Here is a 25,970-nt window from a genome sequence, read left to right as displayed (position 1 = left end):
ATCCACAAAGGCGCGTGCCATGGACACTCATCTCATTCGCAGCATGTGCCTGTACGGTGCCCGCGAACTGATCGCCGATCTGCACGGCGACCCCTGGCGAGTGGCCCATGGGGCTTCGATTGCCCCGCAGTCGCTGGACCAGCTGGACTTCCTCCTGCCGGTACCAAAGGTGGTGCATTTTCTCGACCTCGCCGCCCGGGAAACCGGTCGCGAGGACTTCGGATTGCTGCTGGCACAGAAGCAAGGGATGGGCGTATTGGGCAGTGCGCTGCTCGACATCGTCAGCGAAGCGACCACGGTGGGCGACTGGCTCGAACGCCTGTCACGTTACTTCCACGTGCTGATGTCCGGTGCTCTGGTGCATCTGGAGCAACACGCACTGGGAATGACCGTGCACTACGAAGTGACCGCGACGGCCGGAATCGACGAAACCCAGTCCGTCCACCTGGGCCTGGCCCTGCTCGCGCGCAAACTGCGCAGCGCGCTGTATCCGCAGTGGTCGCCCGAACGCGTGATGCTGCGTTGCCGGGAACCCCATAGCCGCGCCAGCTACACACGGGTGTTCGGCCAGAACCTGTTCTTCAATCAGGAGTGCAACGGCATGCTGCTCAGCCACCAGGTGCTGGCACATCCACTGAGCGAGCAACAGCCCTTCTCCCGCCCCGCCCTGCTTGACTACCAGCGGGAAAACCAACAGCGACGCAACCGCAGCCCGGCCTCGGCAACCGAAGACTCGGTGCGCAAACTGCTTTCCAGCAGTGGCGCGCCCCTGGACGCCGTCGCCCTCAATCAGCTGCAGAGCCGCCGCACCCTGCAACGCAGGCTGGCCGGCAGCGGCACCACCTTCCAGGCCATCAAGCAGCAGACCAAGCTGGACCTGGCCCGCAAGTACCTGAGCCAGACCGACTTGAAGCTTTCACAGATCGCCGAAGTGCTGGGTTTTTCCAGCCTGAGTGCGTTCAGCCGCTTTTTCCACAACGCCCAGGGCTGCGCGCCCAAAGCCTACCGGGCGCAGGCTGCGGGCACGAACCCGCGGTTCATTTCGCCTTAGGCGGCCGTTGGATTGCCGCTGTGTACCAGCGCGGCCGGAACAGGCAGGCGAACGCGATGGGGCCAATAATGATGGGACTCAAAGGGTGGTTTTCCTGGTCATTGCCCAAATCAACAGTACCGTCATGACGGCGTGCAAGATCACCACTGGCCACAGGAGAACCCCACTCGATTCTCCCGAGTAGCCAACGTAGGCGAGATAAAGCGCAACGGCTGCGTTATAGATCAACATGCCGAGCAACGGGGGGCCGGGCCAGCAGGCGACCGCCAGGGCAATGAGGGCGATCCCGGCCACGCGGACGATGACGCCCGTCAGTTCAATGCCAAGCAAAAGTTGCCCGACCAGTGATGGGACAAGTATCAGCGCCACGCCAGTGGCGGCCTCGATGATCGCGGCGAAAACCAGCAGTCCTCTCATGACTTGCACGCTCCGTCCCGGGCTGTATCGGCGCAAGACTGCACGGGTGCGGAAGATCGGTTAATCCGATTGCGACTAATGCTTAGTGCTTATCGTGATTAACCTCAGTGGAAAGTTCCGGCCCAGCAGCAATACTCCACTCTGTTTCGAAAACCATTCGAGTATAGCGTGGGGCAATAAGTCATGAACTTGAGCGTCTGCGAAGCGAAAGAATCTCGACTTTCGTTAATCAAGCGATGCCTGCGCCAGCCGTTACTGCACTTCTTAGTTGCCGGTTTTGCACTCTTCGTACTGTACGGAGGTTTGCACCCTTCAACGGTCAATCAAGATCCGCAACGCATCGAAATTACCCCTGAAGTTGTTCAGCGGCTCGCGATTTCCTGGCTGGCACGATGGCAACGCCCGGCCTCGGAGCAACAGTTGCAGGCCCTGATTGATGACTATGTGAAAGAGGAAATCCTCTATCGCGAAGCACTGAAACTTGGCCTGGACAAAGACGACACCATCATTCGCCGCCGACTGGCGCAAAAAATGGATTTCCTCGCCGAAGATGTCGCCTCACTTCGCGAACCGGCACCCGGTGTACTTGAAGCCTGGTACAACCGGCATCAGGACCAATATGCCCCGCCCCCTCTGGCGACCTTCCATCATGTGTTTTTCGCCCTGGACAAACGCGGTGCGGATGCGCAGGCCCAGGCTCAAGCCGCGCTAAGAGGGCTGACTGACAGGAACAGCGGTGAAGGCGATGCCTTCGTGTTTGAAAGCGCCTACACAGAGCAATCACAGGATCAAGTGGCGCGGGTCTTTGGTTCTAAGTTCGCCCTTTCGTTGTTCCAACAAACGCCGGGTAGTTGGGTGGGCCCTGTGGAGTCAGGTTTTGGCTGGCATCTGGTGTGGATCGACACGCTGGCCAAGCCACCGGCACCGCCTTTCGAAACCGTGGCCCAGCAGGTCAAGTCCGATTGGTTGTCCGAGCAACGCAGCGAATCGAAACGGGCGAATTTCGATGCGCTCAAAGCACGCTATGAAGTCATGGTGATGATGCCTGCTGCCGCCGCTGACCTTGCCGCCATACCAACGGAGCGGCCGTGATGAGGCGCAGGGTCTGGCTGCTGTTGCTGCTCGGGTTCATGGCGCTGAGCGCGATGGCCCATGAGTCCCGCCCTGCTTATCTGGAACTCAACGAAACGGCCGCTGGGCGCTATGACGTACTGTGGCGCACGCCGGTGCTGTCAGGCATGCGCTTGCCGATTGCGCTGCGGTTTGCCGAAGGTGTGCGCACTGTCGTTGACCCGGTGGAAAGCCAACTGAACGATTCGCTGATCGAACGCCGGGTCATTGAAGCCGGTTCCGCCGGCCTGGTCGGGCAGCGCATCGAGTTTGTCGGTCTGCAAGCGAGCATCACCGATGTGCTGGTGCGTGTCTCGCGCCTGGACGGCAGCCTGACCACCACCCTCGTCCACCCCGCGCAACCCTGGATGGAAATCGCTGCCACGCCGGGAATGTTCTCGGTGGCCGGTGCGTTTCTGGTCCATGGCATCCAGCACATCCTCGGGGGCTTCGATCACTTGCTGTTCGTCTTCGGTCTCCTGCTGCTGGTGGGCAATGGCTGGATGCTGGTGAAGACCATAACCGCGTTCACCCTCGCCCACTCCATCACCCTGGCGCTCGCCGCATTGGGGGCGGTGCAGCTTCCCGGCCCGCCTGTGGAGGCGACGATTGCCCTGAGCATCCTGTTGCTGGCGGTGGAAATCACCCGCAAGAACCGTGGCGACGTCAGCTTCACAATCCAATGGCCATGGGTGGTGGCGTTCTGTTTTGGCCTGTTGCACGGCTTTGGTTTTGCCGGTGCGCTGGCGCAAATCGGCTTGCCCCAGCGCGACCTGCCGCTGGCGCTGTTCACTTTCAATGTCGGCGTCGAAATCGGCCAGTTGATGTTCGTCGCCGCCGTGCTGTGCCTGCGAGCGCTGTTGCTGCGATGTCGGCTGCCACGGTCCGCGCTCCTGTATGCCCGACCGATTGCGGCCTACGGTTTGGGAACACTGGCGGCCTTCTGGTTTTTCGAACGAGTCTCGAGTTTCTGGGCCTGAACTTCACCCTGTCACTGCCGTATTCCGGAGACGTGGAATATGAAAACCCCTACACACTTCACCGCGCCGTCACTGCTCGGTTGCGCCGTGCTCACTGTCAGCTCATTGGCATTGGCAGAGGGCAATCCGGACCGCGAGGTTTACTTTGGCCAGACGCACTCGCACAGCTCCTGGTCGATCGATGCCTACCTGATCGGCAACCACCAGGTCGATCCCGAGCAGGCCTACCAATACTCGCTTGGCATGCCGGTCAAGCATCCGATGGGGTTTGAAGTGCAGCTCAAAGGCCGTCCGCTGGATTTCCATGGCGTAACCGATCATTCGGAGTACGTGGGCGTGATCGCCCTGGCCAACGATCCGAAGTCAGACTTCAGCAAACTGCCCATCGCGCAAAAACTGATTGCCAAGACTCCGGAGGATTTCAACCGGGTGTTCAAGTGGATCGCCGGCAGCTTGAACAATCCCATCAAGGAGCTGATTGATCCGAAGGTGGCCGGCAACATCTGGCAGCAGAACATCGCCATCGCCGACAAGTACTACAAGCCCGGCAAGTTCACCACCTTCGTCGCCTATGAATGGACCTCGGCACCGAACAATCAGAACATGCACCGCAACGTGTTTTTCCGTGACTCGAAGAAGGTGCCGGACCTGCCCTTCACAGCACTCGACTCGAGCAAACCCGAGGACTTGTGGAGCTGGATGGACGATCAACGGAAAAAGGGCAACGAAATACTGGCGATCTCCCACAACGCCAACCTCAGCAACGGTCTGATGTTTCCGGTGGACGTCGATGACCGTGGCCGGCCCATCGATGCGGCGTGGGCCGAAACGCGGATGCGCAATGAATCGCTCACGGAGATTCACCAGGTCAAGGGCACTTCCGAAACCCACCCCGAGCTGTCGCCGACCGACGAATTTGCCAATTATGAAATCATGAGTTTCCTGATCGGCATCGACAACAGCACCTCGAAACTCAACGGCAGCTACATCAGGCAAGCCTGGCAAAACGGCATGGCCTTGCAGGAAACCCGCGGCTACAACCCGTACAAGATGGGCGTGGTCGGCGCCAGCGACTCGCACAACGGGGTGATTCCCTATTCGCAGAGCAACAACTTCGGCTCCCACGGTTTTACCGACAGCACCCCGGCGGCGCGACTTTCCGGCAAACAGAACTCGGGCATGATGGCCCTGCAAACCAGCACCTCTGGTCTGGCCGGCGTCTGGGCGGAAGAAAACACCCGTGAATCGATCTTCGATGCCATGAAGCGTAAAGAGGTCTACGGCACCAGCGGCGTGCGCATCCCCGTGCGCATGTTTGGTGGCTGGGGCTTCGACAACAGTCTGTGGAACGAAAAAGACTGGGTGCATGCCGCCTATGCCAAGGGCGTTCCCATGGGCGGCGACTTGCCGGCAAAACTGGGCAAACAGGCACCGTCCTTCGTGGTATGGGCGGTCAAGGATGCCGACGATGGCAACCTCGACCGAATCCAGATCATCAAGGGCTGGACCAAAAACGGCCAGACCTTCGAGAAGATCTACGACGTCGCCTGGGCCGGTGATCGCCAACCGGACCCGGTCACCGGCAAAGTCCCTGCGGTGGGCTCAACCGTCGATGTTTCCAAGGCGACCTACACCAATACCATCGGTGCCACGGAGCTGAAAAAAGTCTGGGTCGATCCGGACTTCGATCCGGCCCAGCACGCGTTCTACTACGCCCGCGCGCTACAGATCCCGACCCCGCGCTGGAGCACCTATGACGCGGCCAAGCTGCAAGTACCGCCACCGGCCGACGTCTCACCCACCGTCCAGGAGCGCGCGTGGACCTCACCGATCTGGTACACGCCGACAGCCGAGGACAGCAAGTCTGTCGCTGGCGGCAAAACCATTGACCAACTGAAAACCGAAGGCGCCAAAGCGCTCACCAACGAGCAGTTGCAAACCTTCGTGGTGGGCAAAACCATCAAGGTGCGCAATACCGTCACTGGCCAGACATTCGAAATCGTCTATGGCACCGACGGCCAACGCCTGGTCGCCAGCGTCGATGGCAAGGCGCCCGCCGAGGGGGAATACCTGAACATGCTGCATGGCGGGCAGTTCGGCGTACCGGCCAAGTATGAAATCAAGGACGGGCACCTGCTGACAACACTCGGCGGCACGCCCTTCGAGGCCACGGTGTTCGAGCAGAACGGCAAGTACGTGGCGGCTCGCAGCAACGAATTCGGTTATGTGAATTATGAGGTTGAAGCGGTCAAGTAGCGCGCAGGCCAGCACCGATGTTCTGCATCCATCGGTGCTGGCAGATTAACGCGAAAGGACAGGCATTACCGCAGGCCCAAAAAGCCAACCGATGACTCTTTACATCTCAACCTGTGTGCCCAGTTCAATTACCCGATTCAATGGCAACTTGAAGTACTTCAGATTGCTATTGGCATTTTTCAGCAAAAATGCGAACAGGCTTTCTCGCCAACGGGCCATACCGATGCGCTTGGTCGGGATCACCGTTTCCCGGCTGAGGAAATAGGTCGTGCGCATCGGACTGAAGTCCAGTTCGGTCAAGTGACAGAGACTCAACGCCAAGGGCACATCGGGCTCCTCGATAAAACCAAAGTGCAGACTGACCCGGAAGAACCCTTCACCATAGGCCTCAACCTCGAACCGCCGATCAGCACTCACGCGAGGGCTGTCTTCAGACACTACTGTCAGCAATACCACTTGCTCATGCAAAACCTGGTTATGCAGCAGGTTGTGCAGCAGCGCATGAGGAACAGCATCGGTCCTGGCCGTCAGGAACACCGCCGTGCCTTGTACACGATGGGGCGGTTGCGTACGGATGCTGCTGATGAACAGCGGTAGAGGCAGCGCCGATTCATCCAGCCGCTCGACGATAATCTTTCTGCCGCGCTTCCAGGTTGTCATCAAAATGAACAGACCAATGCCGGCGATCACCGGGAACGCACCGCCCTGGAAAATCTTCGGCGCATTGGCTGCGAAATACAGACTGTCTACGAGCAAGAAGCCGAGCAGCATGGGAATGGCCAGCCAGCGCGGCGTTTTCCATAGGAGCAGGACGACTGCCGAAGACAGGATCGTTGTGATCAGCATGGTCCCGGTCACCGCGACGCCATAGGCTGCGGCCAATGCGCTGGACGACTCGAAACCGATGACCAGCAGCACAACACCGACCATCAGTGCCCAGTTAACCGTGCCGATGTAAATCTGCCCCTGCTCCTGACTGGAGGTGTGCTGGATAAACATGCGCGGGATATAACCCAACTGAATGGCCTGGCGAGTCAGGGAGAAAGCACCGGAAATCACCGCTTGTGAAGCGATGATGGTGGCCAGTGTGGAGAGCGCGACCATCGGCAGCAGTGCCCAATCTGGCGCCAGCAAATAGAACGGGTTACGCACAGCCTCCGGGTTTCCCAGGATCAACGCGCCCTGGCCAAAGTAATTGAGCGCCAAACCGGGCAGTACGAGCATGAACCATGCACGAGAAATCGGCTTTCGACCAAAGTGGCCCATGTCGGCATACAGTGCTTCAGCACCGGTCAATGCCAACACGACAGCCCCCAGAATCGCCACACCGATGCCCGGATGAACCACGAAAAACTGCACTGCCCAAACAGGGTTGAGAGCTTGCAACACTTCCGGGCGCTGCAAAATCCCGTAGATGCCAAGCGCGCCCAACACCACAAACCACAGCACCATGACCGGACCAAACAGGATACCGATTCGAGCCGTGCCATGTTTTTGTATCAAGAACAGCGCCACCAGCACGATCACTGACAAGGGCACAACCCAGTGCTCGATCCCGTCAAACGCCAGCTGTAGTCCTTCAACCGCAGAGAGCACCGAAATAGCCGGGGTAATCATGCTGTCCCCGTAAAAAAGTGCCGCGCCAAACAGACCGAGCAGTACCAGTACCTTGCTCATGTGCGGATAAGGTGCTGCCGCGCGGCGGGCTAACGCCGTCAACGCCATGATGCCGCCTTCGCCCTGATTGTCGGCTCGCAGGATGAACAACACGTACTTGATCGAGACCACCCAGATCAGCGACCAGAAGATCAACGACAGAATGCCAAGCACCCCGTCGTGATTGACCTGAACCCCGTAGTGGCCGGAAAAGACTTCTTTGAGCGTGTAGAGGGGGCTGGTGCCGATGTCCCCGTAAACCACACCAACGGCGGCGACGAGCAAGCCCGCGCCAGACGTTTTGGATTGGGAATCTGTTTGCGCGCTGATTACATTTTCACTCAAGGGTCGCTTCTCTCAAATTGCGGGGGAGGAAGTTCTCGCCATCCTTGGGCAATACGGGGCCAGCGTCATTGGAAATGCAGGCGGACGCATGGATGGACTAAAAATTCGCGGCCAGTATCGTTGGGGGCAAAACCGCCTACCGTAAAGAAAGCGTAAAAATTTATACGGCAGCCTCCAAACGTTTTGATAAACCTCACCCGTCCAGGCCTTCTCGAACCATGTCGAGAAAGGTCGTCAAGATACGCCGCGAGCTCTGTGCGCGCAGGCACACCAAGGTCTCGGTGAAGTGCCGCTGACAGTCAACGATCGGCAAGCCGCGAACCCGTGAATCCGAGCCCAGTTCGGCGGCCGAGACGACCCCGACGCCCATGCCGATCGCCACCGCCTCGCGCGCGGCTTCACGCCCCTCCACTTCGATGGCCTTGCGGATGTGCAAACCCGCCGCAGCCATCTCCTCTTCCAGCGATAAGCGCGTGACCGAGCCCTGTTCGCGCAAGACCATGGGCGTGTCGTGCAGGTCGGCCAGGCAGATGGAATCTCGTTGTGCCCAGGGATGGTCCTGGGCGACGAAAGCGAGCATGGGATCGCTGCGCAGATGCAGCGACATCAAGCGGTCGTCTTCGATGTTGCGCCCCAGCAAAGCGATGTCGGCCTGGTGGCTGAACAACCGCTGCAGGACCTCATCGGTATTGGCGGTTTCAATCTTCACATCGATACCGGGGTAACGGCTGCAGAAGCGTGAGACATAAGGCAGGACGTGCACCGGTGCATCCACGGCAAGGTTCAGGGTTCCGGTCGACAGGGTGCGGTAGTCCGTCAGCATGTCGTGGGCATCGACACTGATATCGAACAGGCGCTGGGTCAGGCCGAACAGCCGCTCGCCCACCTCTGTCAGGCGTACCAGGCGCTTGTCGCGGTAGAACACCATTACCCCGTAATAGTCCTCGAGCTTGCGCACCTGGTCGGATACCGCAGGTTGCGACAGGCACAGTTGCTCGGCCGCCCGGGTGAAGCTGCCATTCATGGCGACGGCGTGAAACGCCTTGAGTTGGGTATGGGAAATCGTCATCGGCACACCTTGCTATAGGTTCAACTTATTCGTTCATACGATAAATCGATTTTATTTATAAACAATGAACTGCAAGCATGATTCTCACAAGTGCCGCCCTCGTATCCCTTCAGGAATGCCCTATGGAAATTGAACGTTTCGCTGCGACAAAACGCCGTTCGGACATGGTCCGGTACGACAACCATCTCTATATCGGTGGCCAGGTTGCCACGGACCTGCAGGGTGATATCCAGGCGCAGACCCGCGAGGTGTTGGCCGCTATCGAGCAGCTTTTGCTCAGTGCCGGCAGCCACCGCGAGCGGGTGCTTTCGGTGCGCATCCTGCTCGCCCATCGCGAAGACTATGAAGGGCTGAACCGGGTCTGGGATGAGTTTTTCCCCGAAGGCCATGCCCCTGCACGCGCTTGCACCCTGGCGCAGCTGATCGACCCCGGTTGGCGCGTGGAAATGATCGTGGTCGCCGCGTGCGGCTGATTGCGCCCTCAACCCTGCCTCGAACCGATCCAACGGAGATGACCCCATGCGCCCCTACTGGCTGGACCAGGCCCTGAAAAATCAAGCCGCTGCGCCCTGCCCTGCGCTGCAACAGAACACCCGCGCCGACGTCTGCATCGTCGGCGGTGGCTACACCGGTCTGTGGACCGCCATCATGCTCAAGGAACAGAATCCCGAGCTGGACGTTGTCATCGTCGAAGCCGACATCTGCGGTGCCGGTGCCAGTGGGCGCAATGGCGGATGCGCGCTGTCATGGTCGGCCAAGTACTTCACCCTGGAGCGCTTGTTCGGCGTCAAGGAGGCGATACGCCTGGTCAAGGAATCGGAGCAAAGCATCTACGCCATCGGCACCTTCTGCGAAAAGTACGCGGTAGATGCCGATTACCGTCTCGACGGCACGCTCTACACGGCGACCAACCGCGCCCAGGTCGGCTCGACCGACGGGGTAATCGCGGCACTGGAGCGCCATGGCATCAACTCTTTCGCCAAACGTGCACTACCTGACGTGCAACGCATGGCCGGCTCGGCCCGGCACATCGAGGGCTGGTTCTCGCCGGCGGCTGCCAGTGTGCAACCGGGCAAGCTGGTCCGCGGGCTGCGCCGGGTGGCACTGGAACTGGGCGTACGGATTTTCGAGGGCACGCCGATGACCAGCCTGGAAGAAGGCATGCCCGCCAGCGTCAATACGCCGAACGGCAAAGTGACCTGCGACCGGGTCGTGCTGGCGATGAACGCCTGGATGGCCCGCGCCTTTCCACAGTTCTCGCGTTCGGTGGCCATTGTCTCCAGCGACATGATCATCACCGAGCCGCGACCGGACTTGCTCGAGCGGATCGGCCTGACCAGCGGGGTCACCGTGCTCGACTCGCGGATTTTCGTGCACTACTACCACAACACCCCGGACGGCCGGATCATGCTCGGCAAAGGGGGGAACACCTTTGCCTACGGCGGTCGTATCCTGCCGGTGTTCGACCAGCCATCGCCCTACGCAGGGCTGTTGCGCAACACGCTGACGGAGTTCTTTCCGGATTTTGCCGACGTCGGTATCGCCGCTACCTGGAACGGCCCCTCCGATCGTTCGGTCACCGGCCTGCCTTTCTTCGGCCGCATGGGCGCGAGCGGCAACGTCTTCTATGGCTTCGGCTATTCCGGCAGCGGCGTGGGTCCGTGCCATATGGGTGGGCAGATCCTGTCGTCACTGGTGCTCGGGGTGGACAACCCCTGGACGCGCTCGCCGCTGGTGCAAGGTCCGCTTGGCCATTTCCCGCCGGAGCCGGTCCGCTACCTGGGTTCATTGATGGTGCGTAACGCCATTCGCCGCAAGGAGCATGCTGAAGACCACAACCGACCTCCCCGTCGACTTGACGTGCGCCTGGCGAAATTCGCGGCGGCCGCCGGCAAGGCGGACAAGGGATAGTCGCCTCGCCCTCCAAGGGAAATTTCAATCCGACCAACAGAAAACCCCGCCCGGTCATTCACCGCGCGGGGGTTATCCGCTTGCTGTCAATTCATGCGGGCAGCGAACGGCGCGTGCTCCGGCCAAGTGCATTTCCACTTATAAGCTCAGCTTGTTTGTGACATGTGATAAATCGATTTCAGTTATTTCTTGCCAAATGTTTTTATCAACCCATGCATCACTCCCCACAAAAACAACACCGCCGGAGAAGATCATGACCAAAGCCGAATTCCCGACTACCCAGCCACTGGCAACCCCAGCCCTGGGTGAACCCTACCTGCTGACCCCAGGCCCGCTGACCACTTCCAAGGCCACCAAGGAAGCCATGCTGCGCGACTGGGGATCATGGGACGGTGCCTTCAATCAGGTCACCGCTGAAGTTCGCCAGAAACTGCTGGGCATGGCCGGCGTAGAGGATGACAGCTTCGCCTGCGTGCCATTGCAAGGCAGCGGCAGCTACTCGGTCGAGGCCGCCTTGGCCACCGCCATCCCGCGTGACGGTAAAGCCCTGGTGCTGATGAACGGCGCCTACGGTCAGCGCGCCACCAAGACCCTTGAGTACCTCGGTCGCGCGTTCATTACCCTGGACAAGGGCGATTATCTGCCGCCCCAGCCCGAAGAAGTGGACGCCCTGCTCAAGGCCAACCCTGACGTCACCAACGTCTTCGTCGTCCATTGCGAAACCAGTTCCGGGATCCTCAACCCGCTGCGTGAAATCGCCGATGTCGTGAAGGCCCACGGCAAGAGCCTGATCATCGATGCCATGAGTTCCTTCGGTGCCGTGCCGCTGACGGTGAATGAAATAGCCTTCGACGTGGTGGTGTCCTCCGCCAACAAATGCATCGAGGGTATCCCAGGCTTCGGTTTCGTGATCATCCGCCGCTCCGTGCTGGAAGCCGCCAAAGGCCGCGCCAACTCGCTGTCCCTCGATCTCTTCGAGCAATGGGCCTACATGGAACGCACCGGCCAATGGCGCTTCACACCGCCGACCCACAGTGTGGTGGCGTTCCACAAGGCACTGGAACAGCACAGCGACGAAGGTGGCGTGCAGGGTCGACTGGCGCGCTACACCCGCAACCGCGACGTGCTGGTTGCCGGCATGCGCGAACTGGGTTTCAAGACGCTGCTGGAAGACCGTTGGCTGTCGCCGATCATCACCACGTTCTTCAGCCCTGAACATCCCAACTTCGATTTCACGCGCTTCTACGAAGAACTCAAGGCCCGCCAGTTCATCATCTACCCCGGCAAGTTGACCGTTGCCGAGAGTTTCCGCATCGGCTGCATCGGCCAGATCGACGAATACATCGTCCACCAGTTGCTCCGCGCAATCGCGGACAGCCTGGTCGCCATGGACGTGGACATGCTCAAGCCCGCGGCCTGATCGACCCTTTTCAAGGTCTCTGCCGATTCGAGCGAAGGTGCAATGGGTAGCACCTTTGGGCAGGGATCTTTTTTTAAACCATGGATTCGATGACGTACCGCTCGGCAGCGCCGGGCAGGAGTCAGCGATCGCGTAATTCATGAATCAAAGCCTGATGCCATTGGCACGTTCATCAATCGATGTCGTGCGAATGGACAGACTTGTGCACCGAAAACAAAACAAAAACCGACCAATTTGCGCTGTCTGGCACCACATACGGGATCAGTACACCATGAACAACACGACAAGCCCTCTCGCAACCGGCTGGAAATCCCTCCAGCGTTGGCGCGTGCAGATTTTCCTGATCACCTGGGTGGCGTATGCCGCCTTCTACTTCACCCGCAAAGCTTTCTCTGTCGCCAAGCTGGGTATTGGCGAAGACCCGAACTTCGTACTTGAAAAGTCCATGATGGCCAATCTCGACGCCCTCTACCTGATCGCCTATGCCGTGGGTCAGTTCCTCTGGGGCAATTTCGCTGACCGCTTCGGGCCGAGGGTCGTGGTACTCAGCGGCCTGGTCATCTCGGCCCTGGCGGCGCTGCTCATGGGCACCTATGCCACCTTGCCGATTTTCGTCTCCTGCATGTTGGTACAGGGGCTTGCGCAGTCCACCGGTTGGTCAGGCCTGTGCAAGAACGTCGGCAGTTTCTTCAGCACTGGCGAACGTGGCCGTGTACTGGGTTACTGGTGCACCTGCTACGCCTTCGGCGGTCTGGTAGCCACGCCGTTTGCCGGCTGGTGGGCTTATCAGGCCTATCACGACTGGCGCATCGCGTTCATCAGCAGTGCCGTTGTCGTGCTGGTGGTGGCGGTGTTGTTCTATTTCCTGCAGCGCAACCGTCCGGAAGACGTGGGCCTGCCTGCTGTCGAAATCGAGATCGAACCCGTCAGCGGCGTCGTGGTTCCCCGCGAAAGCATGTGGGCCGGCTTACGGACCGTGATGAAAAATCGCACCGTCCTGATTCTCGGCCTGGCCTATTTCATGCTCAAGCCCGCGCGCTACGCCATCCTGCTGTGGGGCCCGGTGATCATCTACGAACGTATGCCCGAGATCGGCAAGGTTGCCTCTGCCATCGTCCCCACCTCGTTTGAACTGGCAGGTCTGGTAGGCCCCATCCTCATCGGTATCGCATCAGACAAATACTTCGGCGCTCGCCGCATACCGGCCTGCGTGCTCAGCCTGGTGGTCCTCACTGTCTGCCTGGGACTGTTCGTTCCCGCCATGCAAAGCGGCAGTCTGTACATGGTGGTCGGCCTGCTGTTCATGATGGGCCTGACGCTTTACGGGCCGGACTCGATGATCAGCGGCTCGGCGGCCATCGACTTCGGCAGCAAGGACGGGGCTGCCTCCGCCGCAGGCTTCGTCAACGGCTGTGGTTCGGTCGGTGCGGTCCTTGGCGGCCTGCTGCCGGGTTACTTCGACACCATCACCGTGTTCCTGGTGTTCACCGGCGCCGCACTCCTGGCCAGCCTGATGCTGGTGCCCTTCTGGAACAGCCGGCCGAAAACACTGGAAAACCCGCTGTTGGTATCGACCCCGGTGCAACCGGTCATTGTCGGCACCACGCCCTGAATTCGTACTACCCACTCACCTTTCCCTGGAGCAATCATCATGCAATACAAACAACCTTCCCAATTGCAAGCCGTGGTTCTGGACTGGGCGGGCACCGTCGTTGATTTCGGTTCCTTTGCACCCACGCAGATTTTTGTCGAAGCCTTCGCCGAGTTTGGCGTAGCGGTCTCCCTGGCAGAAGCCCGGGGCCCGATGGGCATGGGCAAGTGGGACCACATCCGCACTCTGTGCAACGAGCCGCAGATCGCGGAACGTTACCAGGCAGCCTTCGGACGCCTGCCGACAGATGACGATGTCACCGCCCTTTATGAGCGCTTCATGCCCTTGCAGATCGAAAAGATCGCCCTGCACTCGGCGCTGATTCCAGGGGCCCTGGATACGATCGATGCCTTGCGCGACAAGGGCCTGAAAATCGGCTCGTGCTCCGGTTACCCGGCCGTGGTCATGGAGAAAGTCGTCGAGCTGGCGCGCAAGAACGGCTACGTCGCCGACCACGTCGTGGCCACTGACGAAGTACCCAATGGCCGTCCGCACCCGGCCCAGGCCCTGGCCAACGTGATCGCTCTGGGCATCAGTGATGTAGCCGCTTGCGTCAAGGTCGACGACACCTGGCCAGGCATCCTTGAAGGCCGCAGTGCCGGCATGTGGACGGTCGCATTGACCTGCTCCGGCAACGCACTGGGGCTGACCTATGACCAGTTCAGGGACTTGCCTTCGGACAAGCTGGCCGAAGAGCGCGCCCGCATCACCAGGATGTTCGAAGGTTCGCGCCCGCACTACCTGATCGACACCATCGTCGATCTACCGGCCGTCATTGAAGACATCAATGCACGCCTGGCTCGTGGCGAAACCCCTCAGGGTTCCTGACCCTGCACGGCTTGTGCACCTGACAGTGACCGTCCTGTGGGCGGTCACACCCCAAAACAACAAGAGAACCCGATCATGAACTACGCCCAACCAGGCACGGCCGGTGCCATCGTTTCCTTCAAGTCCCGCTACGGCAACTACATCGGCGGTGAGTTCGTCGCGCCGGTCAAAGGTCAGTACTTCACCACCACCTCGCCGGTGAATGGTCAACCTATTGCCGAGTTTCCCCGCTCCACGGCCGAAGACATCGACAAGGCCCTGGACGCTGCCCACGCAGCTGCCGATGCCTGGGGCAAGACCTCGGTGCAGGACCGCTCGCTGGCGCTGCTGAAAATCGCCGACCGCATCGAGCAGAACCTCGAACTGCTGGCCGTCACTGAAACCTGGGACAACGGCAAGGCCGTGCGTGAAACGCTGAACGCCGACATCCCGCTGGCCGTGGACCACTTCCGCTACTACGCCGGTTGCATCCGCGCGCAGGAAGGCAGCTCGGCGGAAATCAACGAACACACCGCGGCCTATCACTTCCATGAGCCGTTGGGCGTGGTCGGCCAGATCATCCCGTGGAACTTCCCGATCCTGATGGCCGCGTGGAAACTCGCCCCGGCCCTGGCTGCCGGTAACTGCGTGGTGCTCAAGCCCGCCGAGCAGACCCCGCTGGGCATCACCGTGCTGGTCGAACTGATCGGCGACCTGCTGCCACCGGGCGTGCTGAACATCGTGCAAGGCTTCGGCAAAGAAGCCGGCGAAGCCCTGGCCACCAGCAAACGCATCGCCAAGATCGCCTTCACCGGCTCGACCCCGGTCGGCTCGCACATCATGAAATGCGCCGCCGAAAACATCATTCCGTCCACCGTGGAGCTGGGTGGCAAGTCGCCGAACATCTTCTTCGAAGACATCATGAAGGCCGAACCGTCCTTCATCGAGAAAGCCGCCGAAGGCCTGGTGCTGGCGTTCTTCAACCAGGGCGAAGTCTGCACCTGCCCGTCCCGCGCTCTGGTGCAGGAGTCGATCTACGACGAGTTCATGCAAGTGGTGATGAAGAAGGTCCTGCAAATCAAACGCGGCGACCCGCTGGACACCGACACCATGGTCGGCGCCCAGGCGTCCGAGCAGCAATTCGACAAGATCCTTTCGTACCTGGAAATCGCCAAGGGCGAAGGGGCCGAGTTGCTGACCGGCGGCAAGGTGGAAAAACTCGAGGGCAACCTGGCGAGCGGGTATTACATCCAGCCGACGCTGCTCAAGGGCACCAACAAGATGCGCGTGTTCCAGGAAGAAATCTTCGGCCCGGTGGTGAGCATCACCACCTTCAAGGACGAAGCCGAAGCCCTGGCCATCGCCAACGACACCGAGTTCGGCCTCGGCGCCGGCCTCTGGACCCGCGACATCAATCGCGCCTACCGCATGGGCCGCGCCATCAAGGCCGGTCGTGTGTGGACCAACTGCTACCACCTGTACCCGGCGCACGCCGCGTTCGGCGGGTACAAGAAGTCCGGCGTCGGCCGTGAAACCCACAAGATGATGCTTGATCACTATCAGCAGACCAAAAACCTGCTGGTGAGCTACGACATCAATCCGTTGGGCTTCTTCTAAGCAGCGGGGGCGATGCACTTAACACTGCATCGCCCTTTCTACCGCCTTCGCGAGCAGGCTCGCTCCCACAGTGGATCCGGGCCGGCTCCTCAATAGTGATTTCACCCCATAACCCTGTGGGAGCGAGCCTGCTCGCGAAGGCGTCCTCACTGACCTGAGATTTTTCTGTTCCCCTTGATCGCCCCTTTGGAGCCCTCGATGAAAATCCGTTACAAGGTGAGCCTTGTGGCTGCTTGTGTGCTGTTGGTGACCACCAGTCTTCTATCGCTGGTTCAGGTAGAGCAGATCCGTAGCATTTTGCGTCACCAGGTCGAGGCGAGCATTGCCGAATCGAGCAATGCGGTGGCACGTCAGATCGAAAACTGGCTGAACGGCAAGCTTCATCTGATGGACCTGGCCTCCCAGGCGATCGATCGCCAGTACAGTGTGCAAACGACCCAACGGATCATCGATTCGCCCATTCTCAAAGACGAATTCAAGCTGGTGTTTGGCGCCCTTGAGTCAGATGGAAAGCCCATCAAGAATACGGCGGCGTGGAATCCGAAACCCGACTATGACGGTCGCACCCGTCCCTGGTACGCGACTGGAAAGACCGGCAGCCAAGCCGTACTGACCGAACCCTACAAGGACTCCACCACGGGTGAAATCCTGATCTCGGCCGTCGCCCGGATCAGCGACGCGGGACAGTTGCTCGGGGTGTTTGGCGGTGACATCCGCCTGACTACGGTGGCCGATGCCATCAATACCCTGGATTTCGGCGGGGCCGGTTATGCGTTCCTGCTCAGCAAAAGCGGCAACATCATTTCCCACCCGGACGCCGAACTGAACGGCAAGCCCTACAGTCAGCTTTTTGCCGGGAGCGCTCTGCCCCTCGACGCTCAGCTTCAAGAGGTGAGCAGCGGCGGGAAATCCCTCCTGGTGTCCTTCATCCCGCTCTCCGGTCTCAACGGGATGGACTGGTACATCGGCGTGGTCCTGGACCAGGACATCGTCATGGCCGCGGCGCATACCCTGAGTTGGCGAGCCGTGATCGGTACCGGCCTGGGCGTGCTGCTCAGCCTGCTGGTGTTGGGCCTGCTGGTCAGGCGACTGCTGCGGCCACTGGAACAACTGAAGGACTCGCTGGCAGACATCAATCGCGGTGAAGGCGACCTGACCCGCCAGCTGCCCGTGGTCGGCAATGATGAAATTGCGCTGGTCGCCGGGGAGTTCAACCAGTTCCTGCACAATCTCAAGGCGCTCATTGGCGACGTGAAAAACAGCTCGCTACAGGTCCGCGAGAGCACCACCGCGACCTCATGCGAAGCGGATCAGGCCGCCAACCGCGTACAGGTGCAATTGCAGGAACTGGATCAACTGGCCACCGCCATGACCGAGATGGCCTCGACCGCCGAGGATGTCGCGCGCAACGCGCAAACCGCTGCCGAAGCGGCCATCGCGGCTAACGAAGAAACCGCCGACGGCGTCGCTCTGGTCTCCCGGTCTACCGGGGCCATCAAGCGCTTGGCCGAGGAGATGGACGCCACCGGTCATGCGATCAATGACTTGTCCACTCTCAGTCAAAGCATTGAATCGATTGTGGCGGTCATCACCAGCATCGCTGACCAGACCAATCTGCTGGCCCTCAATGCCGCCATCGAGGCGGCCCGTGCCGGCGAATCGGGACGCGGGTTTGCGGTCGTAGCCGATGAGGTGCGCTCCCTGGCCTCGCGCACCCAGCAATCCACCCAGGAAATACGCGAGATGATCGACCAGCTGCAGACCGGGGTAAAACATGCCCAGGCACGCATGCAACAGAGCCGCGACACGGCCAGCAAAACGGCCGGGGATGCCAACGCCGCCAATGACACCCTCGAACGCATACGCCTGGCCATTTACCGCATCAATGACATGAACCTGCAGATTGCCGCGGCCGCAGAAGAACAAAGCGCCACGACCGAAGAAATCAACCGCAACACCACCAATATCCGCGACATCAGTCTTGAAGTGTCCGGCAGTGCGGACAAACAGGTTCGCCAGTGCCTGGTCATGGTCGACCACGTCGGCCAGCAGGACAAACTACTGAGTCGCTTCCGGATTTGAATGTTGCATTTGCCCGAATGCTTGAGCTGCAAACCCGTAACAGATCACAAAAACAACTATTCCACCGAGGTAAGAAAGATGAGTGCGGCTTCCCTGTATCCCGTTCGTCCCGAGGTTCTGGCCAACACCCTGACCGACGAGGCGACCTACAAGGCCATGTACCAGCAGTCGGTCGTCAACCCCGACGGCTTCTGGCGCGAGCAAGCCAAGCGCCTCGACTGGATCAAGCCTTTCACCACGGTGAAGCAGACCTCCTTCGACGACCATGTCGACATCAAGTGGTTCGCCGACGGCACCCTGAACGTGTCCTACAACTGCCTCGACCGTCATCTGGCCGAGCGCGGCGACCAGGTCGCGATCATCTGGGAAGGCGATGACCCTGCCGAAAGCCGCCACATCACCTACCGCGAGTTGCACGAACAAGTCTGCAAGTTCGCCAACGCCCTGCGCGGCCAGGATGTGCACCGCGGCGACGTGGTGACGATCTACATGCCGATGATCCCCGAAGCCGTGGTCGCCATGCTCGCCTGCACCCGGATCGGCGCGATTCACTCGGTGGTGTTCGGCGGGTTCTCGCCGGAAGCCCTGGCCGGTCGCATCATCGACTGCAAATCCAAAGTGGTGATCACCGCCGACGAAGGCATTCGTGCCGGCAAGAAGATCCCGCTCAAGGCCAACGTCGACGACGCGCTGACCAACCCGGAAACCAGCAGCATCCAGAAAGTCATCGTGTGCAAGCGCACCGGTGGCCAGATCAAGTGGAACCAGCACCGCGACATCTGGTTCGAGGACCTGATGAAAGTGGCCGGCACCGTGTGCGCGCCGAAAGAGATGGGTGCCGAAGAGGCGCTGTTCATCCTTTACACCTCGGGTTCCACCGGCAAGCCGAAGGGCGTGCAGCACACCACCGGCGGCTACCTGCTGTACGCCGCCATGACCCACGAGCGCGTGTTCGACTACCGTCCGGGCGAGATCTACTGGTGCACCGCCGACGTCGGCTGGGTCACCGGCCACAGCTACATCGTCTACGGCCCGCTGGCCAACGGCGCGACCACCCTGCTGTTCGAAGGCGTGCCGAACTACCCGGACATCACCCGGGTGGCGAAGATCGTCGACAAACACAAGGTCAACATCCTTTACACGGCACCGACCGCGATCCGCGCCATGATGGCCTCGGGCACCGCCGCTGTTGAAGGTGCCGATGGCAGCAGCCTGCGCTTATTGGGCTCGGTGGGCGAGCCGATCAACCCGGAAGCCTGGGACTGGTACTACAAGAACGTCGGCAAGTCCCGCTGCCCGATCGTCGACACCTGGTGGCAGACCGAAACCGGCGGCAACATGATGAGCCCGCTGCCGGGCGCTCACGCCCTCAAGCCAGGCTCGGCGGCGCGTCCGTTCTTCGGCGTGGTGCCGGCCCTGGTGGACAACCTGGGCAACATCATCGAAGGCGAGGCCGAGGGCAACCTGGTGATTCTCGATTCGTGGCCAGGCCAGGCGCGTACGCTGTTTGGCGACCATGATCGCTTCGTCGACACCTACTTCAAGACCTTCCGCGGCATGTACTTCACCGGTGACGGCGCCCGTCGCGATGCCGATGGCTATTACTGGATCACCGGTCGCGTGGACGACGTGCTCAACGTCTCCGGCCACCGCATGGGCACCGCCGAGATCGAAAGCGCGATGGTCGCCCACCCGAAAGTCGCCGAGGCGGCGGTGGTCGGTGTGCCGCACGACATCAAGGGGCAGGGCATTTATGTCTATGTCACCCTGAAAAACGGCGAGGAGCCGAACGAGCAGCTGCGCCTGGAGCTGAAGAACTGGGTGCGCAAGGAGATCGGGCCGATTGCCTCGCCGGATGTGATCCAGTGGGCGCCGGGGCTGCCGAAGACCCGTTCGGGCAAGATCATGCGGCGGATTCTGCGCAAGATTGCGGCGTCGGAATATGATGGGTTGGGGGATATCTCCACCCTGGCAGATCCGGGCGTCGTGCTGAACCTGGTCAACACGCACCGCAGCATGAACGTCGCCTGACAGTTCGGGCCCCATCTATGAGCCGCCAGAGGCTCAAGGCATCGGCACGACGGTGTAATAAACGCCGTTGGCGCCAAAGGACGGTCGCAACCAGGAATTGCCGCACTGGTAGTACGTGGTATTGGAGAAACTTATCAAGCCACAGCCTTGGGGCAGTGAGGCGTACGTCGCGCCCATGGGCATTGTCGGTGGGGCGGAAGCCACCATGCCGGCGTTATAGCTGGCGTTCTGGTCGGCGACCGTCGCTGCTGCTTCACCGACGACCACGCCCGCCGCAGCGGCAGCGGCCGGATTGACCCCCTCGTTATAACCACAGTTGTAGCAGCCACTGCTGGCAATCACGGCGGTTGGTGGATGGTAGTAAGCGGTCCCGTAAGGCACGGCACGGTAGGTGGTTGTGCCATAAATAGGGGGGCGGTAAGCCGTCGTGCCATAGCCATCCGCGTGATAGCCGGCGGCGGTGGCGCCATTTGCACCCTGCGCATGCCAGGCACCTTCGCCACCCGAAGCCGTTCCACCTTCCGCGCCCGTGCCGTGCCAGGAGCCCTCGCCACCGGACGCCGTGCCGCCGCGATAGCCTGTGCCGCTCCAGCTCCCATCACCTCCGGAAGCCGAGCCGCCGCGATTGGTTTCGCCACTCCAACTGCCGCCACCGCCCGACGCCGAGCCGTATTCACCCGAATGACTCCATGAGCCCCCTCCTCCGTAAGTGCGTCCGAAGCCGGAAGCGTGGTACCAGGCCGCTGCCTGGTCGCAGGTGAGCACAGCGACAAGCAGGCCGGCGAATTTCAAGGTAGATCTGTTCATGGGTCAGTCTCCTTGTTCAGGGTTTCGCCACGGGCTCTTTTACCCCCTGCGGGGCACGAAGATCGGGCGGTGGGGCAAACTGAATGCGGTGGGCCGTTTCGATGTGGTCAGGCCTGAAAAAATCGACAGGCATCGCCGACTGGAGCTTCCAGTCACTGAAATCGACTTGATGCCGGGATCGTGTCGGATCATCGAGAAACACGGCGCGCAACCGGCGTGGCAGCTTGTCCTGCACGCCGATCCACGCCTGGACGAACACGCTGTCGCTGGTGTAGGCGATCACATCGGTGGTGGTGTCACCGACCACCGTGCTTTGGCCGACGTAGAACGCCACACGCAGGTCCCGGGACAAATCCTTGTAGGGATCGGCGACGATCACGTCGGTGAACGGAAAGTAGATCGCGGCACGCTGGTACGCGGCCTCCAGGGTCGCATCAATGGTAGGCGGTGCGTCCGCCTGGGCCAGCAAGTTGCCTTTACGTTCGAAGGCATAGGCTTGTTTGCCGTCGTAGTAAAACTCGGTGGCCGGGCCGTCGCCGGAAGTCAGCACACGAAGGCGATCCGGTCGTTGCACGTTGACCAGGTCCACCGTGCCATAGGCCAGGGGAGGCCCTAGCCGGCTGGGCTTTTCGTAGGTCGTGACGGCTTTGAAACTCATGCCCTGAGTGCCCGCGAGCCTGGCACTCATGCCCTTTAGAACCTCCAGCGCCCTGGGTTCCAATTGCACCGCAGGCGGATTGGCAGAGGGTGCTTGTGCGGCGTGCAGCGGGATGGCGAATAGACCTATGGCTAGACCGAGACCGAACAACCGGACAGGCGTTTGGAAGGTAGGCATCGATTGTTCTCCACGGAAACCTGCGGGGCGATCACGGGTCGTCAGAGTCATTAGAAAAGCTCAGTTACAGGGTGATTGCCATGCATTCGGGAAAATAGTTTGAACAAATCCGGTCAGAAACCCGCGCAAAGGCTACAGCAGCGCGAACCTCGCGAGGCGTACGCTCGGCAGCACGACCCACGCATGACGCCGCTGTGTATCACACTGTGTCAGTGCGACTTCCCGATACACAGACTTTCATCCGGCCGGCGCCTGGACACAGGCCGGATACGTTGCCGCGTTTCAATGCAAGCAAGGTTTGCAGGGGCTCAGACCGATCCCTGCCCCATGGCTGGTAATGGAGACATCCCATGAAGATGGCACTGCGCAACAGCAACACCGGCAAGACTCGCCGCCACCTGGTCGGCCCATCGATCCTCGCCCTCACCCTGTTCGGTGTGCTCGGCGCAGCTCATGCGCAAACGGCCGCCACCGTGCAGCCGGCTGCGCCCCCAGCCCAAACCACTCAGGCGGCGCCCTCGCCGTTCGGCCCGCTCAAGCATGTCAACGCCGGGCTGCTGGACGTGGCGTACGCCGAAACCGGCCCGGCCGACGGACCGGTGGTGATCCTGCTGCACGGCTGGCCGTACGACATTCACAGCTATGACGAAGTCGCGCCGTTGCTCGCCGCCAAGGGCTACCGGGTACTGATGCCCTATGCGCGCGGCTATGGCGATACGCATTTCCTCTCCGACAAGACCCTGCGCAATGGCCAGCCGGCTGCGCTGGCCAGTGATGTCATCGACTTCATGGATGCCCTGAAGATCAAGCAAGCGGTGCTCGGTGGTTATGACTGGGGTGCGCGTTCGGCCGGCATTGTCTCGGCGCTGTGGCCGGAGCGGGTCAAGGCGCTGGTCTCGGTCAGCGGTTATCTGATCGGCAACCAGGCGGCCGGCAAGAACCCGCTGCCACCCAAGGCGGAACTGCAGTGGTGGTATCAGTTCTACTTCGCCACCGACCGCGGTCGCGCCGGTTACGCGAAAAACACCCACGACTTCGCCAAGCTGATCTGGCAACTGGCTTCGCCGAAATGGGCGTTCGATGACGCCACTTTCGACCGCAGCGCCAAGGCGCTGGACAACCCCGATCATGTCGACATCACCGTGTTCAACTACCGCTGGCGCCTGGGCCTGGTCCAGGGTGAAAGCCGCTACGAAGCGCTGGAGCAGAAGCTGGCCACGGCGCCGTCCATCAGCGTGCCGACCATTACCCTTGAAGGCGATGCCAACGGCGCACCGCACCCGGCCCCCGAAGACTATGCCAAGCGCTTCACCGGCAAATACGAGTTCCGGCTGATCAACGGCGGCATCGGCCACAACCTGCCGCAGGAAGATCCGCAGGCGTTCGCCAAGGCTGTGATCGATGCGGATCATCTTTAACCTTCGCGTATTTATCCAGTAGCAAACGCGGTGCGCTTGAGTCCATCGCGAGCAAGCTCGCTCCCACAGTTTCAGCGTGGGCACGGTCCCTTGTGGGAGCTGGCTTGCCTGCGATGGGCGTTAACGATAACGCGTATGAGCTGGATAAACGCAGCGCGCTTGAGTCCATCGCCAGCAAGCTGGCTCCTACAGTTTCAGCGTGGGCACGGTCCTTTGTGGGAGCTGGCTTGCCTGCGATGGTCGTTAACAATAACGCAGGTGAACTGGATGAACGCGGCGCATTGGAGTCCATCGCCAGCAGGCTGGCTCCTACAGTTTTAGCGCGGGCATGACCCCTTGTGGGAGCTGGCTTGCCTGCGATGGTCGTTAACGATTACGCGTATGAGCTGGATAAACGCGGCGCATTTGAGTCCATCGCCAGCAGGCTGGCTCCTACAGTTTCAGCGTGGGCACGGTCCTTTGTGGGAGCTGGCTTGCCTGCGATGGTCGTTAACAATAACGCGGGTGAACTGGATGAACGCGGCGCATTTGAGTCCATCGCCAGCAGGCTGGCTCCTACAGTTTCAGCGTGGGCACGGTCCTTTGTGGGAGCTGGCTTGCCTGCGATGGTCGTCAACGATAGCGCGGGTGAACTGGATGAGCGTGGCGCGTTTGAGACCATCGCCAGCAGGCTGGCTCCTACAGTTTCCTGCCATTGGTTTGCTACGAGTAATGGATCTCGCTCAAGTCGATCGACACCAGCAACGCCTCCTTGTTGACCTGCCCATCGGCCTTGCGCCGATAGGCTCGCCGCTTGCCCGGCATGCGCAAGCCGTCGGCCTGGACGTAGTCATAAACCAGTTGGGCAGCGGGCATGCCACCGCTCACATCGACGTTGTAGTCGTGGCGGCGCAGCAGAAAGTCATCGCTGAAGTAGAAGTCCTGGATGGCGCTGTGGGTTGCGATGCTGTCGGGGAAGTGCACCCGCAAATGCCGCCAGAGCTCGGCGCCCTCTTGCAAGGGCTCGATTTCCTCGCTGGTTACGCCCGGCAAGGTGAACAGGAAGGGCATGGTCAGGTAGGACCACATCGCATAGCCGTTGAAGTAGGCCCGGTGCAACGGGTCCCAGGCCGTGTGTTCCCCGTGGCCCTTGAAGGATGCCCGGGGTGCCTGGCGCTCGGCAATCACCTTGCCCGCGGTATTCTCGATGGCAATTCGGTTCGGCGTATAGGCCGTGAATTGCCCCGGTGCACCGAAGGGTGTCACCGAGGCTCTTTGTTCATGCAGCCACACGGTCATCTGGCGTGGCGCGCTGTCCTGGGTCAACCCTTTCATGCCCCAGAGCGACCCGCCGGTGACGATCGTGGCGCAGACCTTATTGAAACTGTTCCAGCGCGCCAGGCCGCCATGAGCGGTCAGTATCCGGTCCAGCAGTTCGCGATCCTGGGCAGGCATGATTGCGTCCCCTCCTCGTCCGTTAGTGCTTGCATCACTATCAGAATAATGGATAGCCGGCCGCGTGCCGGACCGGCCGATGGACAACCGGATTCAGACGAGCGCATTGCCGTGGCTACAAAGGCTCTCGGAAAAACAATTGACTGCGGGTGGACTCCTGTAGGAGCGAGCTTGCTCGCGATGGTCTCGAGAGCGCCGCGTTTATCCGGAAAACAAGCGTTATCGTTAACGACCATCGCGAGCAAGCTCGCTCCTACAGTAGACCTGCTCGATACCGCACCAATAGTATGATAAGTTGCACGCAGTCGACCATCTCCGTGGAGCCCCGATCATGGGAACCGTACGAAAAACCATCACCGTGACTGACCAGCAAGACAACTGGATCAAAGCGCAGATAGAAGCGGGCCATTACACCAACGACAGCGAATATATTCGCGATCTGATCCGTCGTGAACAGGAACGCAGCGCTGAACTCGAAACGATTCGTGCCGCCCTTCGGGAAGGTGAATCCAGCGGAAAACCTCGCCCATTCGATCCAGTTGCATTCAAACAGCGAATGTTAGCCGCGCATGGCTGAATATCGTCTAACGCCTGCCGCAGAGGGCGACCTTGAGGCAATCTGGAGTTATACCGCTCGCCAGTGGGGCCTGGATCAGGCCAATCGCTACATTGACATCCTTACCTCAGCATTTGCGCAATTGGCCGAGCACCCGAAAAAAGCGCCAGCCTGCGACACTATCCGTCCTGGTTATCGGCGCTGCAGTGTGGAGCGGCACATGATCTATTTTCGAATCACTGCGTACGGAATTGCGATCATCAGGGTCCTTCATGACCGGATGGAAGCGCAGCGCAAGCTCTAACGATCCATTTCGCAACCCCGTGTAAAAACTGGACGAATGTATTGCTTCGACCAATCCCCATCGCGAGCAGGCTCGCTTGAGTCAGCAAGCCTGGGAGTGATTGGCGGAAGGCAGCCGGAGTCGAACCTGCCCGGGAACGGATGCCGTCCCCAACCGGGTTTGAAGCCCGGCCGCGCCACCGGGCGCGATTGCCTTCCTTGAATTCGTTTCCCT

21 protein-coding genes and 1 tRNA gene are annotated in these 25,970 nt (G+C 60.6%); 15 read left to right on the top strand and 7 right to left on the bottom strand.

The genetic code is table 11. The features are described from left to right. Positions 1-19: 19 nt before the first annotated feature. The gene (locus PPUTUW4_RS13135) at positions 20-1,051 is read left to right on the top strand and encodes an AraC family transcriptional regulator (RefSeq protein ID WP_015095090.1); all 1,032 of its coding nucleotides are present in this window, start codon (positions 20-22) and stop codon (positions 1,049-1,051) included. A 78-nt stretch (positions 1,052-1,129) separates the two neighbouring features. On the opposite strand, the gene PPUTUW4_RS13130 is transcribed toward PPUTUW4_RS13135, so the two are convergent. After that, positions 1,130-1,468 carry a hypothetical protein gene (locus PPUTUW4_RS13130; protein ID WP_015095089.1) on the bottom strand — a complete coding sequence of 113 codons (339 nt, stop codon included), beginning with the start codon at positions 1,466-1,468 and terminating at the stop codon, positions 1,130-1,132. A 183-nt stretch (positions 1,469-1,651) separates the two neighbouring features. On the opposite strand from PPUTUW4_RS13130, the gene PPUTUW4_RS13125 reads away from it, so the two are divergent. From PPUTUW4_RS13125 to PPUTUW4_RS13115, 3 genes are read left to right on the top strand one after another with little or no spacing between them, the layout of a single operon-like run. Beyond that, positions 1,652-2,560, top strand: a complete 909-nt coding sequence (locus PPUTUW4_RS13125; protein WP_015095088.1) for a peptidylprolyl isomerase — start codon at positions 1,652-1,654, stop codon at positions 2,558-2,560. Then, positions 2,560-3,558, top strand: coding sequence for a HupE/UreJ family protein (locus PPUTUW4_RS13120; RefSeq protein ID WP_015095087.1), 999 nt, complete (start codon positions 2,560-2,562; stop codon positions 3,556-3,558). The genes PPUTUW4_RS13125 and PPUTUW4_RS13120 overlap by 1 nt, the downstream gene beginning before the upstream one ends. A gap of 39 nt (positions 3,559-3,597) precedes the next feature. Continuing rightward, positions 3,598-5,814 (top strand): DUF3604 domain-containing protein, encoded by a 2,217-nt coding sequence (locus tag PPUTUW4_RS13115; RefSeq protein ID WP_015095086.1) that lies wholly within the window; start codon positions 3,598-3,600, stop codon positions 5,812-5,814. Between the two features lie 99 nt (positions 5,815-5,913). Here the strand turns inward: PPUTUW4_RS13115 and PPUTUW4_RS13110 are convergent, their stop codons facing one another. Both PPUTUW4_RS13110 and PPUTUW4_RS13105 read right to left on the bottom strand, forming a co-directional pair. Further along, positions 5,914-7,815: a potassium transporter Kup gene (locus tag PPUTUW4_RS13110; RefSeq protein WP_015095085.1), complete on the bottom strand. Its 1,902-nt coding sequence runs from the start codon at positions 7,813-7,815 to the stop codon at positions 5,914-5,916. A 193-nt stretch (positions 7,816-8,008) separates the two neighbouring features. Next, the gene (locus PPUTUW4_RS13105) at positions 8,009-8,884 is read right to left on the bottom strand and encodes a LysR substrate-binding domain-containing protein (protein WP_015095084.1); all 876 of its coding nucleotides are present in this window, start codon (positions 8,882-8,884) and stop codon (positions 8,009-8,011) included. Positions 8,885-9,006: 122 nt separating this feature from the next. On the opposite strand from PPUTUW4_RS13105, the gene PPUTUW4_RS13100 reads away from it, so the two are divergent. The 8 genes from PPUTUW4_RS13100 (at position 9,007) to acs (ending at position 20,403) form a co-directional block, all read left to right on the top strand. After that, positions 9,007-9,357, top strand: a complete 351-nt coding sequence (locus PPUTUW4_RS13100; protein ID WP_007970216.1) for a RidA family protein — start codon at positions 9,007-9,009, stop codon at positions 9,355-9,357. A 46-nt stretch (positions 9,358-9,403) separates the two neighbouring features. Beyond that, positions 9,404-10,795 carry an FAD-dependent oxidoreductase gene (locus PPUTUW4_RS13095; RefSeq protein ID WP_015095083.1) on the top strand — a complete coding sequence of 464 codons (1,392 nt, stop codon included), beginning with the start codon at positions 9,404-9,406 and terminating at the stop codon, positions 10,793-10,795. A 253-nt stretch (positions 10,796-11,048) separates the two neighbouring features. Continuing rightward, positions 11,049-12,215, top strand: a complete 1,167-nt coding sequence (locus tag PPUTUW4_RS13090; RefSeq protein ID WP_015095082.1) for a 2-aminoethylphosphonate--pyruvate transaminase — start codon at positions 11,049-11,051, stop codon at positions 12,213-12,215. A gap of 271 nt (positions 12,216-12,486) precedes the next feature. After that, positions 12,487-13,827: an MFS transporter gene (locus tag PPUTUW4_RS13085; RefSeq protein ID WP_015095081.1), complete on the top strand. Its 1,341-nt coding sequence runs from the start codon at positions 12,487-12,489 to the stop codon at positions 13,825-13,827. 39 nt (positions 13,828-13,866) lie between these two features. Beyond that, complete coding sequence (phnX, locus tag PPUTUW4_RS13080) at positions 13,867-14,694, top strand: phosphonoacetaldehyde hydrolase (RefSeq protein ID WP_015095080.1); 828 nt, start codon at positions 13,867-13,869, stop codon at positions 14,692-14,694. A 75-nt stretch (positions 14,695-14,769) separates the two neighbouring features. Further along, positions 14,770-16,290, top strand: coding sequence for an aldehyde dehydrogenase family protein (locus tag PPUTUW4_RS13075; protein WP_015095079.1), 1,521 nt, complete (start codon positions 14,770-14,772; stop codon positions 16,288-16,290). A gap of 198 nt (positions 16,291-16,488) precedes the next feature. Beyond that, on the top strand, positions 16,489-18,372 hold the full coding sequence (locus tag PPUTUW4_RS13070; RefSeq protein ID WP_015095078.1) for a methyl-accepting chemotaxis protein: 1,884 nt from the start codon (positions 16,489-16,491) through the stop codon (positions 18,370-18,372). A gap of 78 nt (positions 18,373-18,450) precedes the next feature. Beyond that, positions 18,451-20,403 carry an acetate--CoA ligase gene (gene acs, locus PPUTUW4_RS13065; protein WP_015095077.1) on the top strand — a complete coding sequence of 651 codons (1,953 nt, stop codon included), beginning with the start codon at positions 18,451-18,453 and terminating at the stop codon, positions 20,401-20,403. A 33-nt stretch (positions 20,404-20,436) separates the two neighbouring features. Here acs and PPUTUW4_RS13060 read toward each other — a convergent pair whose 3' ends face one another. Then, entirely contained in the window at positions 20,437-21,210 is a 774-nt protein-coding gene (locus PPUTUW4_RS13060; protein WP_015095076.1) for a hypothetical protein, read from the bottom strand. 16 nt (positions 21,211-21,226) lie between these two features. Next, the gene (locus tag PPUTUW4_RS13055) at positions 21,227-22,045 is read right to left on the bottom strand and encodes a DUF2092 domain-containing protein (protein WP_015095075.1); all 819 of its coding nucleotides are present in this window, start codon (positions 22,043-22,045) and stop codon (positions 21,227-21,229) included. 350 nt (positions 22,046-22,395) lie between these two features. Between PPUTUW4_RS13055 and PPUTUW4_RS13050 the strand changes: the two genes are divergently transcribed. Next, entirely contained in the window at positions 22,396-23,463 is a 1,068-nt protein-coding gene (locus PPUTUW4_RS13050) for an alpha/beta hydrolase (RefSeq protein ID WP_015095074.1), read from the top strand. A gap of 702 nt (positions 23,464-24,165) precedes the next feature. Here the strand turns inward: PPUTUW4_RS13050 and PPUTUW4_RS13045 are convergent. Then, a complete protein-coding gene (locus PPUTUW4_RS13045; protein ID WP_015095073.1) occupies positions 24,166-24,897 on the bottom strand; it encodes a hypothetical protein in 732 nt (243 codons plus the stop codon). A 331-nt stretch (positions 24,898-25,228) separates the two neighbouring features. Here PPUTUW4_RS13045 and PPUTUW4_RS13040 point away from each other — a divergent pair, with 331 nt between their 5' ends. After that, positions 25,229-25,474, top strand: a complete 246-nt coding sequence (locus PPUTUW4_RS13040; protein WP_015095071.1) for a type II toxin-antitoxin system ParD family antitoxin — start codon at positions 25,229-25,231, stop codon at positions 25,472-25,474. Next, a complete protein-coding gene (locus PPUTUW4_RS13035; RefSeq protein ID WP_015095070.1) occupies positions 25,467-25,757 on the top strand; it encodes a type II toxin-antitoxin system RelE/ParE family toxin in 291 nt (96 codons plus the stop codon). Before PPUTUW4_RS13040 ends, PPUTUW4_RS13035 begins: the two co-directional genes overlap by 8 nt. 101 nt (positions 25,758-25,858) lie before the next feature. Here the strand turns inward: PPUTUW4_RS13035 and PPUTUW4_RS13030 are convergent. After that, positions 25,859-25,954: transfer RNA gene (locus PPUTUW4_RS13030), tRNA-Sec, on the bottom strand. Positions 25,955-25,970 lie beyond the last annotated feature (16 nt).

The sequence above is a fragment of the Pseudomonas sp. UW4 genome (assembly GCF_000316175.1).
In the GTDB taxonomy this organism is placed as follows: domain Bacteria; phylum Pseudomonadota; class Gammaproteobacteria; order Pseudomonadales; family Pseudomonadaceae; genus Aquipseudomonas; species Aquipseudomonas laurylsulfatiphila.
Note: the sequence above shows the minus strand (reverse complement) of the source record. Positions and strands in the feature narration are given on the sequence as shown.

Coding starts and splice junctions, on each gene's coding strand:
- PPUTUW4_RS13135 (WP_015095090.1), top strand. CDS start 20: ATGGACACTCATCTCATTCGCAGCATGTGCCTGTACGGTGCCCGCGAA.
- PPUTUW4_RS13130 (WP_015095089.1), bottom strand. CDS start 1,468: ATGAGAGGACTGCTGGTTTTCGCCGCGATCATCGAGGCCGCCACTGGC.
- PPUTUW4_RS13125 (WP_015095088.1), top strand. CDS start 1,652: ATGAACTTGAGCGTCTGCGAAGCGAAAGAATCTCGACTTTCGTTAATC.
- PPUTUW4_RS13120 (WP_015095087.1), top strand. CDS start 2,560: ATGAGGCGCAGGGTCTGGCTGCTGTTGCTGCTCGGGTTCATGGCGCTG.
- PPUTUW4_RS13115 (WP_015095086.1), top strand. CDS start 3,598: ATGAAAACCCCTACACACTTCACCGCGCCGTCACTGCTCGGTTGCGCC.
- PPUTUW4_RS13105 (WP_015095084.1), bottom strand. CDS start 8,884: ATGACGATTTCCCATACCCAACTCAAGGCGTTTCACGCCGTCGCCATG.
- PPUTUW4_RS13100 (WP_007970216.1), top strand. CDS start 9,007: ATGGAAATTGAACGTTTCGCTGCGACAAAACGCCGTTCGGACATGGTC.
- PPUTUW4_RS13095 (WP_015095083.1), top strand. CDS start 9,404: ATGCGCCCCTACTGGCTGGACCAGGCCCTGAAAAATCAAGCCGCTGCG.
- PPUTUW4_RS13090 (WP_015095082.1), top strand. CDS start 11,049: ATGACCAAAGCCGAATTCCCGACTACCCAGCCACTGGCAACCCCAGCC.
- PPUTUW4_RS13085 (WP_015095081.1), top strand. CDS start 12,487: ATGAACAACACGACAAGCCCTCTCGCAACCGGCTGGAAATCCCTCCAG.
- phnX (WP_015095080.1), top strand. CDS start 13,867: ATGCAATACAAACAACCTTCCCAATTGCAAGCCGTGGTTCTGGACTGG.
- PPUTUW4_RS13075 (WP_015095079.1), top strand. CDS start 14,770: ATGAACTACGCCCAACCAGGCACGGCCGGTGCCATCGTTTCCTTCAAG.
- PPUTUW4_RS13070 (WP_015095078.1), top strand. CDS start 16,489: ATGAAAATCCGTTACAAGGTGAGCCTTGTGGCTGCTTGTGTGCTGTTG.
- acs (WP_015095077.1), top strand. CDS start 18,451: ATGAGTGCGGCTTCCCTGTATCCCGTTCGTCCCGAGGTTCTGGCCAAC.
- PPUTUW4_RS13060 (WP_015095076.1), bottom strand. CDS start 21,210: ATGAACAGATCTACCTTGAAATTCGCCGGCCTGCTTGTCGCTGTGCTC.
- PPUTUW4_RS13055 (WP_015095075.1), bottom strand. CDS start 22,045: ATGCCTACCTTCCAAACGCCTGTCCGGTTGTTCGGTCTCGGTCTAGCC.
- PPUTUW4_RS13050 (WP_015095074.1), top strand. CDS start 22,396: ATGAAGATGGCACTGCGCAACAGCAACACCGGCAAGACTCGCCGCCAC.
- PPUTUW4_RS13045 (WP_015095073.1), bottom strand. CDS start 24,897: ATGCCTGCCCAGGATCGCGAACTGCTGGACCGGATACTGACCGCTCAT.
- PPUTUW4_RS13040 (WP_015095071.1), top strand. CDS start 25,229: ATGGGAACCGTACGAAAAACCATCACCGTGACTGACCAGCAAGACAAC.
- PPUTUW4_RS13035 (WP_015095070.1), top strand. CDS start 25,467: ATGGCTGAATATCGTCTAACGCCTGCCGCAGAGGGCGACCTTGAGGCA.